This window comes from Streptomyces justiciae (assembly GCF_015163075.1).
In the GTDB taxonomy this organism is placed as follows: domain Bacteria; phylum Actinomycetota; class Actinomycetes; order Streptomycetales; family Streptomycetaceae; genus Streptomyces; species Streptomyces justiciae.
Genome location: NZ_JADDXU010000008.1, coordinates 403,087 through 421,224, shown reverse-complemented (window position 1 = coordinate 421,224; position 18,138 = coordinate 403,087). Strand labels below are relative to the sequence as shown.

General features: G+C 69.0%; 17 protein-coding genes. 14 read left to right on the top strand and 3 right to left on the bottom strand.

Going from position 1 to position 18,138, the window contains the following annotated elements:
- Positions 1-31 precede the first annotated feature (31 nt).
- Positions 32-1,387, bottom strand: coding sequence for a peptidoglycan recognition protein family protein (locus IQ210_RS24250; protein WP_194081187.1), 1,356 nt, complete (start codon positions 1,385-1,387; stop codon positions 32-34).
- 140 nt (positions 1,388-1,527) lie between these two features.
- Between IQ210_RS24250 and IQ210_RS24245 the strand changes: the two genes are divergently transcribed.
- From IQ210_RS24245 to IQ210_RS24200, 10 genes are all read left to right on the top strand, one after another.
- A complete protein-coding gene (locus IQ210_RS24245; protein ID WP_194081186.1) occupies positions 1,528-2,283 on the top strand; it encodes a TIGR03089 family protein in 756 nt (251 codons plus the stop codon).
- Between the two features lie 243 nt (positions 2,284-2,526).
- Positions 2,527-3,828, top strand: a complete 1,302-nt coding sequence (locus tag IQ210_RS24240) for an LCP family protein (RefSeq protein WP_194081185.1) — start codon at positions 2,527-2,529, stop codon at positions 3,826-3,828.
- Positions 3,829-4,049: 221 nt separating this feature from the next.
- Positions 4,050-5,798, top strand: a complete 1,749-nt coding sequence (locus IQ210_RS24235) for an LCP family protein (protein ID WP_194081184.1) — start codon at positions 4,050-4,052, stop codon at positions 5,796-5,798.
- A gap of 171 nt (positions 5,799-5,969) precedes the next feature.
- A complete protein-coding gene (locus IQ210_RS24230; protein WP_194081183.1) occupies positions 5,970-7,568 on the top strand; it encodes an LCP family protein in 1,599 nt (532 codons plus the stop codon).
- 248 nt (positions 7,569-7,816) lie between these two features.
- Positions 7,817-9,379 carry an LCP family protein gene (locus IQ210_RS24225; protein ID WP_194081182.1) on the top strand — a complete coding sequence of 521 codons (1,563 nt, stop codon included), beginning with the start codon at positions 7,817-7,819 and terminating at the stop codon, positions 9,377-9,379.
- A gap of 141 nt (positions 9,380-9,520) precedes the next feature.
- Entirely contained in the window at positions 9,521-9,967 is a 447-nt protein-coding gene (locus IQ210_RS24220) for a hypothetical protein (protein WP_194081181.1), read from the top strand.
- 14 nt (positions 9,968-9,981) lie between these two features.
- Positions 9,982-10,431 (top strand): hypothetical protein, encoded by a 450-nt coding sequence (locus tag IQ210_RS24215; RefSeq protein ID WP_194081180.1) that lies wholly within the window; start codon positions 9,982-9,984, stop codon positions 10,429-10,431.
- A gap of 38 nt (positions 10,432-10,469) precedes the next feature.
- Positions 10,470-10,880: a spore-associated protein A gene (locus tag IQ210_RS24210; RefSeq protein WP_194081179.1), complete on the top strand. Its 411-nt coding sequence runs from the start codon at positions 10,470-10,472 to the stop codon at positions 10,878-10,880.
- Positions 10,881-10,953: 73 nt separating this feature from the next.
- Entirely contained in the window at positions 10,954-11,367 is a 414-nt protein-coding gene (locus IQ210_RS24205) for a spore-associated protein A (protein ID WP_194081178.1), read from the top strand.
- 76 nt (positions 11,368-11,443) lie between these two features.
- Positions 11,444-11,911 (top strand): hypothetical protein, encoded by a 468-nt coding sequence (locus tag IQ210_RS24200; RefSeq protein ID WP_194081177.1) that lies wholly within the window; start codon positions 11,444-11,446, stop codon positions 11,909-11,911.
- Positions 11,912-11,981: 70 nt separating this feature from the next.
- On the opposite strand, the gene IQ210_RS24195 is transcribed toward IQ210_RS24200, so the two are convergent.
- The gene (locus tag IQ210_RS24195) at positions 11,982-13,010 is read right to left on the bottom strand and encodes a glycosyltransferase family 2 protein (protein WP_194081176.1); all 1,029 of its coding nucleotides are present in this window, start codon (positions 13,008-13,010) and stop codon (positions 11,982-11,984) included.
- A 140-nt stretch (positions 13,011-13,150) separates the two neighbouring features.
- Here IQ210_RS24195 and IQ210_RS24190 point away from each other — a divergent pair, with 140 nt between their 5' ends.
- From IQ210_RS24190 to IQ210_RS24180, 3 genes are all read left to right on the top strand, one after another.
- Positions 13,151-14,602 (top strand): LCP family protein, encoded by a 1,452-nt coding sequence (locus IQ210_RS24190; RefSeq protein ID WP_194081175.1) that lies wholly within the window; start codon positions 13,151-13,153, stop codon positions 14,600-14,602.
- A 122-nt stretch (positions 14,603-14,724) separates the two neighbouring features.
- Positions 14,725-15,549, top strand: coding sequence for an SAM-dependent methyltransferase (locus IQ210_RS24185; RefSeq protein WP_194081174.1), 825 nt, complete (start codon positions 14,725-14,727; stop codon positions 15,547-15,549).
- A gap of 169 nt (positions 15,550-15,718) precedes the next feature.
- Positions 15,719-16,090 (top strand): four-helix bundle copper-binding protein, encoded by a 372-nt coding sequence (locus tag IQ210_RS24180; RefSeq protein ID WP_194081173.1) that lies wholly within the window; start codon positions 15,719-15,721, stop codon positions 16,088-16,090.
- 59 nt (positions 16,091-16,149) lie between these two features.
- Here IQ210_RS24180 and IQ210_RS24175 read toward each other — a convergent pair whose 3' ends face one another.
- The gene (locus IQ210_RS24175) at positions 16,150-17,448 is read right to left on the bottom strand and encodes an LCP family protein (RefSeq protein ID WP_194081172.1); all 1,299 of its coding nucleotides are present in this window, start codon (positions 17,446-17,448) and stop codon (positions 16,150-16,152) included.
- A 119-nt stretch (positions 17,449-17,567) separates the two neighbouring features.
- On the opposite strand from IQ210_RS24175, the gene IQ210_RS24170 reads away from it, so the two are divergent.
- On the top strand, positions 17,568-18,116 hold the full coding sequence (locus tag IQ210_RS24170) for an acyl-CoA thioesterase (protein ID WP_194081171.1): 549 nt from the start codon (positions 17,568-17,570) through the stop codon (positions 18,114-18,116).
- The last annotated feature ends 22 nt before the right edge of the window (positions 18,117-18,138 follow it).

Below are 18,138 nucleotides of genomic sequence, written 5' to 3'. Positions count from 1 at the left end.
CCTGGTTCTCCGTGCCCCTCGCCCTGCTCTCCTACCTCCCCTGGTAGCGCGCCGCGGTCGAGCGGGCCGAGCCGAGTTTGCGGTAGAGCTGCGCGCCGGGGCAGGCCGTGGAGAAGCCGTCACGGTGGCCGGAGATCACGTTCAGCCGTACCTTCGTGCCCTTGCGGTAGAGGTTGCCACCGCCCGACTTCAGGTATGTCTTTCCGCGCGGATTGGCGCCGTACAGACCCAGCTTCCAGGCCGTCAGCCGGGCGATGGCCTTCACCGCGGCGGACGAGGGGCGGGTGTAGCCGAAGGAGCCGAGGACGGCGATGCCCATGCTGTTGGTGTTGAAGCCGAGGGTGTGGGCGCCGAGGACGGCCTTCGCCACTCCCCCGGCGCGGCCCTCGTAGATCTTTCCGCACTTGTCGACGAGGAAGTTGTAGCCGATGTCGCGCCAGCCCATGCTCCTGACGTGGTAGCGGTAGATACCGCGAATGACGGAGGGGGCCTGCGAGCAGCTGTAGCCGTTGCCGGTGGCCGTGTGGTGCACGAAGGCCGCCTTCACCTTCTTCGTGTAGACGAACTTCTTCTCGCGCAGCTTCTCGTCCGCCCCCCAGCCGCGGCGGGTCACGATCCGCGGGCGCGGGCCGATCTTCGGCTTCACCCGCTGGCTCTCCGTCAGTTCACCGGCCCGCAGGGTGAACAGCTCCCGCTCGGTCTGCGCGCGGTCGAGCGCGGGGATCTCGAGGGCGCCGAGCGGCGCGAGTCCGGCGTTGGCGGCGGAGGCGGCCACGGTCTCGGGGGCCTCGCCGCGGAGTCCGCCGCGGGCCCGGGGGCCGCCGGCCGGGCTGCCCTGCGGGAGGGCGGCCTCACCGGGGTCGACGAGTTCGAGGCGCAGCCCGGACGGCAGCGCGGTCGGCGTGGCACCGACCTCCCGCGTCTCGGCGCCCGCCCGCACCCGCACCTCCACGCCGTCCGAGTCCCCCACCCACAGCGGTGCCGTCGCCCCGCGCACCCGGCCCGAGGAGCGCTCGGCCGTGTCGGGGTCGGCGCCGTCGTCGCCGTAGTGCGTCTCGACGTCCTGCCAGGGGGACCACGTACCCGAGTCGAGGGCACGCGCGCGTACCTGGACGCGACCGTGCAGGGCGGTGTCCGGGTCGTCCCAGACGACGCCGACCATCGAGAAGCGGTGCACATCGCGGCGCGGCAGGCCCTGCACGGAGGCGGAGCCCAGAGAGCGGTCGACACCGAGCGGGGTGAGCGGCAGCGACTGCGTACTGCCCGGGACGACCGCCTCCGCGCTCGGCGCCGATCGCGCGGCGGTCGCGGCGGCGGGTGGGGTCAGCGGAAGGGCGAGGGCGGCCGCACACGTGACACCGATCGAGGAAGCTAGAAATCCACGCATGCGAACGATGTTGGACATAGTCATATATTTCTGTCCATCCGGGAACTGACGGAGCGTCGGTCGGCGTTCCCCCGAACCGGTGAGCCGGCCGTGGGCTGGTCCCTCGCCGCCGCGCCATGCGCCCGCGTACGCTTGCGCGGGTGAACGCCACCGATCGCACCCCTGCCGACCTGCTGCGTTCCGCGCTCGCCGCGGATGCCGGACGCCCCCTGGTGACCTTCTACGACGACGCCACGGGCGAACGCGTCGAACTGTCCGTCGCCACCTTCGCCAATTGGGTGGCCAAGACCGCCAACCTGCTCCAGGGCGAGCTCTCCGCGGAGCCCGGCGACCGGGTCGCGCTGCTGCTGCCCGCGCACTGGCAGACGGCCGTGTGGCTGCTGGCGTGCTCCTCGGTGGGCGTGGTCGCCGATGTCGCCGGGGACCCCAAGGCGGCCGACATCGTGGTGAGCGGCCCGGACACTCTCGACGCGGCGCGCGCCTGCTCCGGGTCCCGGATCGCGCTCGCCCTGCGGCCGCTGGGCGGACGCTTCCCGCAGCCGCCGGACGGCTTCGCCGACTACGCGGTCGAGGTGCCGGGGCAGGGCGACCGGTTCGCGCCGTTCTCGCCGGTCGATCCCGATGAGCCGGCACTGGTCGTGGCCGGGCGGGAGTTCAGCGGGGCGGAGGTGGTGGAGCGGGCTGCGGCGGAGGCGTCCGGGCTGGGGCTCACGGGGCCTGGGTCTCGGTTGCTGTCGGGGTTGCCGTACGACACGTGGGAGGGCTTGTGCGCGGGGTTGTACTCGCCGCTGGCCACCGGGGGGTCCGTGGTGTTGTGCCGGAATCTGGAGCGGTTGGGCGAGGAAGGGCTGGCCAAGAGGGTGGAGAGTGAGCGGGTGACCGTTACGGCGCGCTGAGGGGGGTGCCAGGGTTCGTCGTCTGGCGGGTGCGGGCGCGTCGGGGCTGGTCGCGCCCACGCGGCGGAGCCGCACATCGATACAGCTCCGCGCCCCTGAAAGACGCCACCCGTGCCGCCACCAAAAAGTGCCCTCAGTCCCCCATCCGGCCTACCACCATCCGCCCCCGCCCTCCCATCCACGCCATGGTCGTAAGAGCGAACCGCACCACACGCTCGTACGTCATGAGGGGTGGATCGAACCGTGACCGACACCGCAGGCACGCCCTCGCAAGGCACCCTCGGTCCGGGAGCGGGGGCCTCTGCCACCGGGCGGGGGCTGATACGGCGGCGTCGGCGGCGTTGGCGGTGGGGTGGGGCGATCGGGGTGGGCGTCGTCCTCGTGGCGGCCGTCGGGACCGGGTGGGCGCTCTACGCCAAGCTCGACGGGAACATCACGCCCGACAACGCCGCCGCCGCCGAGCTCGCCCGGTACGAGAAGGAGCGGCCCACCGCGCTCGTCAAGGACGCGCAGAACATCCTGCTGATCGGGTCGGACTCGCGCTCCGGCGACGGCAACGCGCGCTACGGGCGGGACTCGGGGACCGAGCGCTCGGACACGACGATCCTGCTGCACCTCTCCGCCGGGCGGCGCAGCGCCACCGCCGTCTCGCTCCCCCGCGATCTGATGGTGGACGTACCGGCCTGCCTCCAGGCGGACGGCAGCCGGACCGAGCCGATGTTCGCGATGTTCAACTACGCCTTCCAGAAGGGCGGTTCGGCCTGCACCATCCGGACCGTGGAGAAGCTGACCGGCATCCGGATCGACCATCACATGGTCGTCGACTTCCACGGCTTCAAGGACATGGTCGACGCGGTGGACGGCGTCGAGATCTGCCTGACGAAGCCGATCAACGACAAGGCCGCCAAGCTGAAGCTCCCGGCGGGCAAGGTGACGCTGAACGGGGAGCAGGCCCTCGGCTACGTCCGCGCCCGCAAGTCGATCGGCGACGGCAGCGACACCGACCGGATGGACCGGCAGCAACGGTTCCTCGGGGCGCTCGTCAACAAAGTGCAGAGCAATGACGTCCTGCTCAATCCGGTGAAGCTCTATCCGGTGCTGGACGCGGCCACGTCCTCGCTCACGACCGATCCGGATCTGGCGAGCTTGCGTGGTTTGTACGAACTCGTGCGCGGACTCCGTGACATCCCCACCGAACGTGTGCAATTCCTGACCGTGCCGCGGGAGTCGTACGCCTACAACACCAACCGCGACCAACTCGTGGAAGCCGAGGCGGAGAAGCTGTTCGCCCGGCTGCGCACGGACGCGCCGGTGGCGGTCGCCGAGGAAGTTCCGCGGGATTCCACGACAAAAAACCCCAATTCGAGCGATGGTTCGCAAGAAGAAGCGGATGTCGACGAGGAGTCGTACGGCCACGACTACGGCGAGTACGGGGACCATTACGACGGGAAGTCCGGTGCCGAGCGGCCCGGCGGGCCCGCCGCGGCCGTTTCGCCCGCACCCACGTTCCGCGGGAACACGGCCGCCGAGGACACCTGCGAGTAAAGCAATTCCCAAGGCAACGCACACCTGTTCAAGGAAATGGGTGGATTGCCCAGTTGTAGGGACGTGGAATTTGTCACCGCCGTCGCTTGCCGATGAACTGGGCGGATAGTGTGAGCGATCCGGTGCACCCGGCCGTAGTTAGGCTTGCGCACTGTTTGACCGAGACCCGAGCGCCTTGAGGGGGAGGCGCCGCGTGGCCCCGACGGAGGATTCAGACAACCGTGGACGCGCAAGGCCGTGGGCGGGCGGACAACATCGACCCCGCAGACCAGTGGGTACTCAATCCGAACACTGGCGAATACGAACTGCGACTGACTCCTTCCGCACCGCAATCAGCGGTCCCGGGGCCCCGCAGCAGAACGACTCCTCGACCGGCGGGCTCTTCGGGTGCGCCGCGCGGCAGAACGGCCGCGCCGGGACGCACCTCGCCCGCCGACGCCCCCGGCCGTGACGTACCGCCGCCCCGTCGGCGGCGCGGTGCGCCCGAGGAGCCGCCGCCCGGGCGCCGCAACCGGCGGCCGGTCAAGAAGAAGGCGCGCGGCAAGAAAATACTGCTGTGGACCGGCGGCGTGATGGCGTTCGTGCTGGTCGGCACGGCCGGTGCCGCGTATCTGTACTTGAAGCACCTCGAGGGCAACGTCACCACCGAGGACGTCGGCAACGTGGCCGACGACGGGTTCAGCAAGGACGAGGCCTTCAACATCCTGATCATCGGCACCGACAAGCGGACCGGATCGGGCAACGGGGGCTACGGCGACAAGGGCAGCGTCGGGCACGCCGACACCAACATCCTGCTGCACGTCTCCAAGGACCGCACGAACGCGACCGCGATGAGCATCCCCCGGGACCTGATCGTCGACATCCCGGACTGCGAGGTCACCGAGGACGGCACCACGAAGGTCATCCCGGGCACCCAGGACAAGCGCTTCAACACCAGCCTCGGCCAGTTCGGCCGCAACCCCGGCTGCACCATGAAGACGGTCGAGGAGCTCACCGGCATCGACGTGAACCACTTCGCGATGGCCGACTTCAACGCGGTGAAGACGCTGACGAGCGCGGTGGGCGGCGTCGAGGTCTGTCTCGCCAAGGACGTCGACGACCCGGACTCGCATCTGAAGCTGTCGGCCGGCAAGCACACGATCGAGGGCGAGCAGGCCCTCGCCTTCGTCCGCACCCGGCACAGCTTCGGCAACCAGGGCGACCTGGACCGCATCAAGGTCCAGCAGCAGTTCATGAGTTCGCTGATGCGGAAGATGACCTCCGGCGACACCCTCACCAGCCCGACCAAGCTGATCAAGCTGGCCAACGCCGCCACCAAGGCGCTCACCGTGGACAAGGGCATCGGCAAGGCCAGCACGCTCAAGGATGTGGCGCTGGAGCTGAAGAAGGTGCCGATGAAGAACATCACCTTCACCACGGTCCCGGTCAAGGACAACCCGGCCGAGGTGGTCAAGGCGACCGTCGTGCCCCTTGAGCCCAACGCCCAGCAGGTCTTCAACATGATCAAGAGCGACACCTCCTTCACCGAGGTCAAGGCCAAGGAGAAGAAGGAGAAGGCCGCCGTCGCCGCCCGGCTGAAGGGCACCAAGTCGGACGCCTCCGAGGTGCGGGTGCGGATCCTCAACGGCGGTGCCGCGGCCGGCAGCGCCCAGGAGGAGCTCACCTACCTCCAGACCGAGGCGGGCGTGACCAAGTCCGAGAACGCGGGCAACGCCGACGCGTCACAGGCGAAGACGACCCTGGAGTACGCCCCGGACCAGGCCGACCAGGCGCGCCGCCTGGCCTCGATCCTGGGGCTGAAGGGCTCGATGATGAAGCCGGGCAAGAGCGTCACCAACGCCCAGGGGCTGCCGACGATGACGCTGACGCTGGGCGAGGACTTCAAGGGGGCCGGGGTGAAGATGAACTCCACCGCGGCGGCGACGAACGTGGACAAGACCACGGCGAACGAGGTGAAGTGCGCCAGCTGAGCGGAGCCCGCGGGGGCGGGTGTGCGGGCGACGGCGCTCGCTGAGGGCGGGGACGCGGGCAACGGCGCCCGCTGAACATCGAAGCGTGTTGACCTGACAGGCCTGTCGTACGTCTAACAGGACGTACGGCAGGCCTGTGGGGTGTGGGGCGAGGTTGGGGAGGACGGGGAGATGAGCCACAGCGTTGTCCGGGAGGACGAGAAACGGCCGGAGGGGGTGGCCGAGGCCGAGGGGAACGGCGGCGGCAGCAGACATGGCAGACGCCGGGCGCGACCCCGCCGTAAGCACCGTGTGCTGCGGTGGTCCGCGACGACCCTCGCGGTGCTCATACTCGGCACGGCCGGCGCCGGTTATCTGTACTACCAGCACCTGAACGGCAACCTCGGCAAGGGCGAGCGCAGCAGCGGTGACTCCAAGGCGAAGAAGGCCGCGCCGAACGCGGCCGGGCAGACGCCGCTGAACATCCTGCTGATCGGCTCCGACAGCCGGAACTCCGACGAGAACGTGAAGCTCGGCGGCAGCAAGGACAACCGGGGCAACCCTCCGCTGGGGGACGTGCAGATGCTGATCCACCTGTCCGCGGACCGCGAGAGCGCGGCCGTGGTGAGCATCCCGCGCGACACCCGCGTCGACATTCCCAAGTGCACGGACCCCAAGTCGGGCCAGGTGTACCCGGCGACCAACGACATCATCAACACGACGCTGGCCCGGGGCGGAGCGGGGTGCACCCTGGCGACGTGGCAGAACCTCACCGGGGTCTACATCGACCACTGGATGACGATCGACTTCGCGGGTGTGGTCCGCATGGCGGACGCCGTCGGCGGTGTCGAGGTCTGTGTGAACCAGAACGTCCACGACCGCCCGCTGCCCGGCGTGCCCGGCGGCTCCGGCCTGAGGATGAAGGCGGGCCGCAAGGAGATCAAGGGCAAGCAGGCGCTGCAGTGGCTGCGCACGCGCCACGCCTTCTACAGCGACCTGGGCCGCGCCAAGGCCCAGCACATGTACATGAACTCGATGATCCGCACCCTGAAGAGCCAGAACGTCTTCACCGACGGCGGACGCCTGATGGACCTGGCCGAGGCGGCCACGAAGTCGCTGACCGTCTCCGAGGAGATCGGCTCCGTGAAGAAGCTGTACGACCTGGGCATGCAGCTCAAGTCGGTGCCGACGGACCGGATCACCATGACGACGATGCCGAACATCGAGGACTCCCAGGACCGGAACCATCTGGTCCCGGAGCCCGCGGGCGCCGCGAAGATGTGGCAGATGCTCCGTGACGACGTGCCCTTCGACGACAAGGGCTCGTCCTCGAAGAAGAAGACCGCGGAGAAGGCCTCCAAGGACCCGGCCGCCGCCGACGACCAGATCGCGGTCACCGTGCAGAACGCCACCCGGTCCGCGACGCTCGGCCCGGCCGACGGACGGGCCCGCGCGGTGACGGACGTACTCCTGGGCAAGGGCTTCGCCCGGGCCGGCGCGGACGCCACGGCGGGGCTGTCGGAGGAGCGGACCGTCGTGCGCTATCCGAGCGCGGAGCTGGAGGGCGACGCCCAGCGCATCGCCAAGTCCCTCGGGATTCCCCTGAGTTCGGTGAAGAGGTCGACGGACGTCTCGGGGGTCACGCTCGTCGTGGGCTCCGACTGGCGTGAGGGCACGACGTATCCGAAGCAGTCCGACCCGAAGGCCGGGGACCTGCCGAAGAACTCCGACGAGCTCAACGGCGCCGACAGCAGCAAGTGCATGGACGTGTACAAGCCGTACCAGTGGTAGGACGCCGCTGTGGGGCGACCGAGGGAAACCCCTGCCCCCACAGCGAACTCCTAACTGGCTGAAGAATGATGAGCCGCGCTCGCGTACGCTTCCGACCAGGCGGACCGGGCGCACAGTCGACCAGCCGCCCGCCGGGCAAGGGGAGGCTCGGCGGGCCGGCCAAGGGTCCGCCTTTTCTGGCGCAGGGTGGGGAGGGCAGGGAGTTGACGCAGAGCGTGCGCGGAGAGGTGCCCGCGGTCGAGGACACGATGTCTCTCACACCGCAGGGCCCCAGACCGCCCGCCGGTCACGGCAGGGGACGGCGCGGCAGAGGCGACCGCAGGCGGGGCCGGCGGTTCCTGCGCTGGGCGGCGATCGTGCTGGCGGTGGTCATAGTCGGCACCGCGGGTGCCGGATACCTCTACTACCGGCACCTGAACGGCAACCTGAAGAAGGACGACCTGAACATCGGCGACGAGAAGGACAGGGCGGCGAAGACGGAGGCGAACGCCGCCGGGCAGACGCCGCTGAACATCCTGCTGATCGGCTCGGACGCCCGGGACAGCGCCGAGAACCAGAAGCTCGGCGGCGCCAAGGACACGTACAACACCGCGCCGCGCGCGGACGTCCAGATGCTGCTGCACGTGTCGGCGGACCGTTCCAACATGTCGGTGGTCAGCATGCCGCGCGACACCCTGGTCTCCATCCCGAAGTGCACGGACCCGGACGACGACAAGGTCTACCCGGCGCTCACCTCGGCGATGACGAACGAGTCGCTGGGCCGGGGCGGCCCCGGCTGCACGGTGGCGACCTGGGAGAAGCTCACCGACATCCACATCGACCACTTCATCATGGTCGACTTCGCGGGCGTGGTGTCGATGGCGGACGCCATCGGCGGCGTACCCGTCTGCGTGGACGCGAACATCTACTCGCACACCCGCTCCGGCAAGGGCTCGGGCCTGAAGCTCGAGAAGGGCACCACGCCCATCAAGGGCAAGCAGGCCCTGCAGTGGCTGCGCACCCGGTACGGCTTCGAGGACAGCACCGACATCGCGCGGGCCAAGGCCCAGCACCAGTACATGAACTCGATGGTCCGCCAGCTGCGGGAGAACGCGACGCTGAGCAGCCCGAACAAGCTGCGCAAGCTCGCCGAGACGGCCACCGAGTCGTTGACCGTGGACGACGGGCTGGGGTCGGTGACGAAGCTGTACGACCTGAGCAACGAGCTGCGCAAGGTCCCCACGAAGCGCATCACCATGACGACGATGCCGTGGCAGTACGCCTCGGACGGCAACCGGGTGGTGCCCAAGCCGGAGGAGTCGGAGAAGGTCTTCCGGCTCGTCCGTGAGGACATCGCCCTCGACGGCAAGGACAAGAAGAAGACCACGACGGAGGACGAGACCTCCGACGACCCGGCGGCCGCGGACGACAAGATCGCCGTGCAGGTGCAGAACGGCACCCGGACCAGTACGGAGGCGGCAGCGAGCGGACGCGCCACCGATGTGACCGCGTTGCTCGTCGGCAAGGGCTTCACCGCGTCCAAGGCGGACTCCTCGGTGATCCTCAGCGAGGACAAGACCCTCGTCCGCTATCCGAGCGCCGACCTGGAGGGCGACGCCCAGCGGGTCGCCAAGTCCCTCGGGATCCCGATGAGTTCGGTGAAGAAGTCGACGGAGGTCTCCGGGGTCACCCTGGTCGTCGGAGCGGACTGGCGCTCGGGGACGAAGTACACGGCCGCGAAGGAGGACGACTCGATGCCCGAGTCGGACGACACCTTCAACGGCGCGGACACCAAGGCCTGTATGCACGTCGATCCCGACTACACCTGGTAGCAGCCTCCCCCTGAGAACGCTTTCGGCCAGGGTGATCAATTTCTGGCCAATGCTTTACACCGTGGTCATATTTGTTACTTGAACATGACAGGATCTTGAGCGCTCTTCGACCACGAGCAACAAGCGTTCCAGGGGGAGAAGTTGAAGCTCAAGAGCAGGGCCGCCAGATCCGTCACGTCCCTGGCGATGATGCTGTCCGCGATCGCCGGCTACTCACTGGTCACGGCTCCGGCCGCCAGCGCCGCCACCTACGGCTGCAACGGGTCCCAGATCGACAGCTGGAACAACACCTACAACGGCACGACGTACGCCAAGACCTATCTGTTCTGGGACGGCACGTACAACTGCGTCGCCGCCGTGAAGCAGGGCTCCTACTACGGCGTCCGGTCGCGTATCGCCGTGGACGCCTGGACGGACAAGGACGGCTACGTCTCGCCGGGTGACGACGGCCAGTACCTCTACTACGCGAGCTTCAAGTTCTACGGCAAGGGCCGCTGCATCGCCGTCGAGACCGACGTGTGGAACCTGAACGGCAACAACATCATCCAGGACCACGTGCCGAACTCCGGCTACTTCCACTGCGGTTGAGAACGGAATCCGACATGAGCATCCTCAAGTCCAGGGCCGCCCGCCGGCTGACGAGCACCATGGTCCTGCTCGGTGTCGCCGTGGCGGGCCCCGTGGTCACCGCGCCGGCCGCCTCGGCCGCGTCGGGCAGCTGCTCCGGCAGCGTCATCGACACCGTCAAGCACTACAACTACAACGGCACCCACGTGGCGACGTCCTACGTGTACTGGGACGGCACCTACAACTGTGTCCGCTCCGACAAGGTCGGCTCGTACTACGGCGTCAGCTCGCGCATGTCACTGACCCTCTACAGCCAGAAGGGCGGCGCGGACCCGGACAGCGGGTACTTCAAGTACTACGCGGGCCCGGTCAAGGTGAACGGCCAGAACACCTGCATCGCCTTCGAGCTCGACATGTGGAACACCAGCGGCGCGGACATGCTCCAGGACCGGGTTCCGGCCGGCGGCTTCAACCACTGCGACTGAACTCGCCCAGCACTGACAGGGACTCAACCATGCTCAAGATGAAGCGACTTGGCTCCGCCGCGGCCGTCATCGGCCTCACCGTCGCCGGCACGATCGCCGCCACCGGCACCGCCTCGGCGGCCTCCTACAACGGCGCCTGCGGCTCCGGCTACGGCGTGATCGACACGAAGGACGTCGGCACCGGAACCGCCTATCTCACCTACAGCAGCTCCAGCGGCAAGAACTGTGTCGTCACCGTCTCCGACACACCGGGCACCACCATGCTGCTGGACGCCCGCGTGCGGCTGCACCGCACCAACCTCGACTGGGCGGACAGCGAGTACGACGCGGGCTTCTTCAAGTACTACGCCGGCCCGGTCTACGCCTCCGCCGCAGGCAGGTGCATCGACTGGGGCGGCAATGCGGGCACCGACACCTGGCACGTCAACTACAACGTGCACTGCGGCTGAGCCCCATCAGCACTCATGGCATGATCACACTTGTACCCCACAGGACACTGACAGGGATTCAAACGTGCTCAAAATGAAGCGACTTGGCTCCGTCGCGGCCGTCATCGGCCTCGCCGCCGCCGGAACGATCGCCGCCACCGGCACCGCCTCGGCGGCCACCTACGCCGGTACCTGCGGGTCCGGCTACAGCGTGATCGACACGATGGACGTCGGCGAGGGAACCGCCTACCTCACGTACAACAGCTCCAGCGGCAAGAACTGCGTCGTCACCGTCCCCGACAGGACGGGCACGCCCACGGTCCTGGACGCCCGTCTGCGGCTGCACCGCACCGACACGGTGTGGAAGCAGGGCGTCGAGGTCGACTACGGCACGTACAGCTACTACGCGGGTCCGCTCTACGTCTCCGCCGCCGGCAGGTGCATCGACTGGGGCGGCGCCGCCGCCTCCAACTACACGCGCGTCGACTACGGCGTCCACTGCGGCTGAGCCCCACCGGCCGTCGGCCCCTGCCGAACGCCCCATGTCCAAGCCGTTGCGTCTCGAGATGAGAGGTCTCCAACTGATGTCCCAGCACGTCAAGTTCAGAGCCACCCGTTGGATCACCACCGCCGCGATGACCGTCGGCCTGGGCGTCGCGGTCCCCATGGCCGTCGCCCCCACCGCGTCCGCCGCCGCCACCGCCGGTTGCAGCGGGACCCTGATCGACCAGATCAACCACTACGACTACTCGGTGAGCTCGCACCCGCACGTCGCCACGACCTACCTGTACTGGGACGGCACCTACAACTGTGCGAGGTCCGTCAAGGCGGGCTCCTACTACGGCGTCAGTTCCCGCATGAACCTGGACCTGTGGTCCAAGGCCGGCGGGCACGACAACGACAACGGCAACTTCAGCTACGAGGCGGGCCCCGTCAAGGTGAACGGCAGGAACACCTGCATCAACTTCGAGCTGGACATGTGGAAGCCCAACGGAGGCGCCAACTTCCTGCAGGACCACGTCCCGCCGTCGGGCTACTTCCACTGCGGCTGAGCCCTTCCGGCCCGTGACGAAGGCCCCCTCCCGGTCGTCCGGAAGGGGGCCTTCGGTCAGTCCGGTGCCTTCACGCCTCCGTCAGCACCGCCGGCCGCCGCGACGCGATGACCTTCCGCGCCAGTGACTTCGGGCTGGTCAGGAAGCCGTATCCCCACGACATGTGCATGGTGGCGAGGGCGACCGGGATCTGGAGGCGGGCCTTGAGGGACAGGCCCTTGCCGGCCGGGAGCGAGCCCAGGGCGATCGCCGCGAGGTAGCCGCCCGGGATCACGAAGCCGAGCGGGGTCAGGGCCGCGCCGACCACGAGGCCGGCCGCGATCGCGCACACGGCGACGGGCGGGGCGAGGTAGCGCAGGTTGATGGAGCCGGAGTGGTAGCGGGCGACGACGTGCCGCCAGCGGCCGTAGTCCTTGTACTGCTTGGCCAGCGCCTTCACCGACGGGCGCGGGCGGTACGACACCCTGAGCTCCGGCGAGAACCAGATCAGGCCGCCCGCCTCGCGGATGCGGAAGTTCAGCTCCCAGTCCTGGGCGCGGATGAACTCCACGTTGTAGCCGCCCTGTTGCTCGAGGGCCTCGCGGCGGAAGACACCGAGGTAGACCGTCTCGGCGGGGCCCGCCTGGCCGCCCGTGTGGAAGGCCGCGTTACCGACGCCGATCTTCGAGGTCATCGCGGCGGCGACCGCGTCCTCCCAGGCGTTCTCGCCCTCGGCGTGCATGATGCCGCCGACGTTCTGCGCGCCGGTCTCCTCCAGGAGCCGTACGGCGGTCGCGATGTAGTTCGGCGACAGCATGCCGTGGCCGTCGACGCGGACGACGATCGGATGGCGGGAGGCCTTGACCGCGGCGTTCAGGGCGGCGGGCGTGCGGCCGGTCGGGTTCGGGACGGTGTGGACGCGGGGGTCTTCCCGTACGAGCTCGGCGGCGATCTCGTCCGTGCGGTCCTTGGACGGACCGAGGGCGATCACGACCTCCATCTCGCCGGCGTACTCCTGCGCGAGGATCGCTTGGACGGCTCCGCGCAGATGCCGTTCCTCGTCGAGGACGGGCATGATCACAGACACGGCGGGGAGCTGCACGTCGGGCTTGGCGTTCATAGGGGGCTCACGTTACCGCGAACGGGGGACACCGGTGCGCCCCGCCCGGGGCGGCGTCCCGGGCCGCAGATCGTATGGGCCTACGGTGCTGAAGATCCCATGTAAGGCCCTCATGTCCGGTCTCAGCGGAGGTGCCCCCCATGTCCACGCCGCCCCGCCGCTCCCCCGCCGCCCCCCGGCCCAGGCCGAGGCCGCGGCCACCCGTTCGGCGGCGGAAACCGCGTTGGGCCGCACGGGCGATCACCACGCTCTCCGTGGTGATCCTCGCCTCGGCCGGCATCGGGCACGCGGTGATCTCCAGCCTCGACGCGGACATCGCGCGCGTGGACCCCTTCAAGGACATGAAGAACCGGCCGCGCGCCGGACACGGCATGAACGTGCTGCTCGTCGGCACCGACGGCCGGGACAAGATCACCGAGGCCGAGCGGCAGAAGTACCGCCTCGGCGGCGCGCCCTGCCACTGCACCGACACGATCATGATCGTGCACATCTCGGAGGACCGGGAGCGGGCCAGCGTGGTGAGCCTGCCGCGCGACTCGTACGCGATGACGCCCGCGCACACCGACCAGACCACCGGTGAGAAGCACCACGGCCACCCCGTCAAGCTGAACGCGGCGTACGCGGAGGGCGGCCCCCAGCTGACCGTGCGGACCGTCGAGACGATGACCCACGTGAAGATCGACCACTATCTGGAGGTCGACTTCACCAGCTTCATGAAGACGGTGGACGTGCTGGGCGGCGTGAAGATCTGCACCGCCGAACCGCTGAAGGACTCCTACACCGGCCTGGACCTCCCCGCCGGCTCGCACACCCTGATGGGCGGCGAGGCCCTCCAGTACGTCCGCTCCCGGCACATCGACGGGGCGGCGGACCTGGGCCGGATGAAGCGCCAGCAGCGCTTCATGGCGGCGCTGATCGACCGCGCGACCTCCTCCGGCATCCTCCTCAACCCGATGAAGTTCCGGGACGTGACCCGGGCCGTGCTGGGCTCGGTACGGGCCGACAAGGAGTTCGGCACCGACGAACTCCTCGACCTGGGGCGGGCGATGCGGAACTTCTCTCCGTCCTCCTCCGAGTTCACGACGGTCCCGATCGGGCAGATGGGGTACGCCGTCAAGGGCGTCGGCTCCACCCTGAAATGGGACGCGCGGAAGGCGGGCCGGCTCTTCCAGGCCCTGCGCGACGACAAGCCGCTGGCCGTGCACAAGCCGAAGAGCAAGGCCGTACGGGTCGCCGTCGCCCCGCAGCAGATCCGCGTCCAGGTCGAGAACGGCACCGCGACCGCCGGGCTCGGCAAGCGCGTGGACGCCCAGCTGGCCGCGACCGGCTTCCGCACCACCCACCAGCCGGTCACCTCGGCGAACCGTGCCGTCAAGCGCACGGTCGTCGTCTACGACCCCCGCTGGGACCGCTCCGCGAAGTCCCTGGCGGCGGCCCTGCCGGGCAGCGAGCTGCGGGCGGTACGCGGGCAGGGGGCGGTGCTGAAGGTGATCGCCGGGGCGGATTTCAAGGAGGTACGGAAGGTGCGGGCGGAGGATCCGTACCAGGGTGAGTTCGGGGTGGTGACGGGGGACGAGGTGGGGTGCCTGTGAGTCAGAACCCGTAAGCCCGGAAGTTCGTTCAACTTCCGGCCACGGCCGCGAACTTGTGTCTAGTTTGGTGCGCATCCCGACCGGTGATGTCCGGTCAGTGCCGCCCGAAGGAGACCAGGCTCATGTCCGATCCCGCAGTGCCCCGTGACGAAGGCGTCGCACGCGTGACCAGGCTCCGGACCGACGTGTCCCACTCGGCCCGGATCTGGAACTACTGGCTCGGCGGCAAGGACCACTACCCCGTGGACGAGGAGGTCGGCGACCAGATCCTGTCCTTCGTCCCGGCCCTGCCGCGCTCGGCCGTCGCGGACCGCGCCTTCCTGGCCCGCGCGGTCCGGTATCTGGCCGAGGAGGCGGGCATACGGCAGTTCCTCGACATCGGCACCGGTCTGCCGACCGCCGACAACACCCACGAGGTCGCCCAGCGCGTCGACCCCTCGTGCCGGATCGTCTACGTCGACAACGACCCCCTCGTCCTGACCCACGCGCACGCCCTGCTCACCAGCACGCCCGAGGGCGCCACCGACTACATCGAGGCCGACGTCCACGACCCGGAGGCGATCCTGCGGGGTGCCGCCGAGATCCTGGACCTCACCCGCCCCGTCGCGGTGACGATGCTCGGCATAGTCAACTTCGTCATGGACACCGACGAGGCGGTGGGGATCGTACGGAAGCTGCTGGCGGCCCTTCCCTCCGGCAGCTACCTGGTGATCTCCCACCCCACCACCGAGGTCGACGGCGAGGCGATGAAGACGGCGGTGGAGTACTGGAACAGCCAGGGCTCGGCCCCGATGACCCTGCGCAGCCGCGCCGACCTCGCCCGCCTCTTCGAGGGCGTCGAGCTCCTCGAACCCGGCATCGTCTCCTGCTCGCGCTGGCGGCCGGAGGCGCCGGAGGGCGAGATCGCCGAGGTCACGCACTTCGCGGGGGTGGGCAGGAAGCCGTAACCCTTATGGCGGCGACCGGGCGGCGCGGGCGAAATGGCAGGGACCGTGCGTGTCCGTCGGCTACGTTCCGGATTATTACCGTCCGCCCGATGGCGCCGGGCGGTGGGCGGGCGTAGGACGGGAAGCGCACGGGGCCCGTCCCGGGCTCCGCACCCCCCGAGGAGGAGCCATGACCACCAAGCCCGGAATGACCGGAATGACCGCCATGAGCAAGGAGATGCAGGACTGCGTCGAGGCCTGCATGTCCTGCCACAGCATGTGCGAGGAGACCATGAGCTCCTGCATGCAGATGGGCGGCCAGGCCCAGATGCAGATCATGCGCGCGCTCATGGACTGCTCCGAGATGACCCGCATGTGCGCGGACATGATGATGCGCCGCTCGCCGATGTCGGCCGAGATGTGCGCGATGTGCGCCAAGGCGTGCGACATGTGCGCCGAGGCGTGTATGGCCATGCCGGACGACCCGATGATGATGCGCTGCGCGGAGGCGTGTCGTCGCTGCGCGGAGACGTGTCGCAGCATGGCGGGCGCCACGATGTGAGCAGGCCGGCCTGAAACAGCTCAGGGGCACCCCTCGGGGTGCCCCTGAGTCGTGCCGTCTCAGTTGCCGGAGACGGTCACCTTCTCGTCGTTCTTCAGTTCGTCCACCAGCGTCTTGACCTTCGCCTTGTCCCAGACGAGGTTGCCGTTGACCGAGCCGGAGATCGGCATGTTCATCGACTTGCCGTCACCGCCGTTGACGCTCTTCATCGCCCAGAACATCTCCGCGAGGTCGAACAGACCCATGTCCTTGTCGACGATGAGGGAGTCCAGGCCCGCGCCCATCGTCGGGTAGAGCTTGAAGGGGTTGAGGACCGTCGAGGGGGTCGCGACCTTGTTCGCGAGGGCCGAGAGGAACTTCTGCTGGTTCTTCGTACGGTCCAGGTCGGAGCGCTTGAGGGCGTACCGGGTGCGGACGAAGGCCAGGGCCTGCTCGCCGTTCAGGGTCTGCTTGCCGGCCTCGAAGTCGGCGCCGGACTTGGTGTCCTTCATGCCGCCCTCGGGGATGGTGATGTCGACGCCGCCGACCGCGTCCACGATGTTGGCGAAGCCGGCGAAGCCGATCTCGACGTAGTGGTCGATGTGCAGGCCGGTGTTGTACTCGACGGTGCGGACCAGCAGCTCGGGCCCGTCCTCGGCGTACGCGGCGTTGAGCTTCACCTGGCGGCCGGTGCCCTGGTAGGTCTTGCCGGACTCGGAGCCCTTGAACGTCGGGATCTCCACGTTGGAGTCCCGCGGGAGGGAGATCAGGGTGTCGCCGTTGTCGCCGGTGTGCAGGATCATCATCGAGTCCGTGCGCTTGCCCTCGGCGGACCCGGTGTGCAGCTTCTTCTTCTCCTCGGCGGACATGCCCGCGCGGCTGTCGGAGCCGACGATCAGGTAGTTGGTGCCCTTGCCCGCGTCGGGCCGGTCGATGACCTTCGACAGGTCGACCTCGCGGTTGAGCTTGGAGTCGGCCCAGAAGTACGTGCCGATCGTCGTCACGACCAGGACGGTGACGACCGTGATCGCCGTCCACTTGATCCGGCGCCGCCAGTTCGGCGCGGGACGCTCACCGCGGGTCCGGCCGCCGGGAGCGTCGGGGCCGCCACCGCCGTAGACCTGGCCGGTGTTGTAGCCGCTGTCGTAGCCGTCCACGGCGGTGTCGTCGGCGTAGCCGCCGCTGCCGTACGACGGCTGCTGCGGGACTCCGCCGCCGTAGGGCGGCGCGGACTGGCCGGGGCCGCCCCCGTACGCGCCCGAGGCGGGCCTGCGGACCTGCCGCATGGCGCGGGCGCCTTCAGGCTGTGCGCTCGCGCTGCCGCGTCCGTAGCGGTTGCCGCGGTTCTCGTCGGACCATGCCTCGGGCCAATCGTTCATGGGGCCCAGTGTGCAGGGAACGGCTGTGCCCTTTACAAGGGTCGTAGGAAAATCAGGGCACTGCTGTTGCGAACCCAACACAAAGTCCGCGAACGAGGCGGCGGCATAAGGTGGAGGGCATGACAGACCAGGCCCCCGCAGCGGAGTCCGACATTCCTGGCAAGCCCACGTCGGCGTCCCGCACCACCCTCAGCCACATCATGACCCACAACGACACCAACCTGCTGGGGACGGTGCACGGCGGCGTGATCATGAAGCTGGTCGACGACGCGGCGGGCGCGGTGGCCGGACGGCACAGCGGCGGGCCCGCGGTGACCGCGTCCATGGACGAGATGGCGTTCCTCGAGCCGGTCCGGGTCGGTGACCTCGTCCATGTGAAGGCCCAGGTCAACTGGACCGGCCGGACCTCGATGGAGGTCGGGGTGCGGGTGCTGGCGGAGCGCTGGAACGAGTCGAACCCGGCGACCCAGGTCGGCTCCGCGTATCTCGTCTTCGCCGCGGTCGACGCCGACGGCAAGCCCCGCGCCGTGCCGCCGGTGCTCCCGGAGACGGAGAAGGACAAGCGGCGGTACCAGGAGGCCCAGATCCGCCGCACCCACCGGCTGGCCCGGCGCCGCGCGATCATGGAGCTGCGGGAGAAGCGGGCCGCGGAGGGGTTCGAGGACTGACACAAGCGAGAAAAGGGGCGCC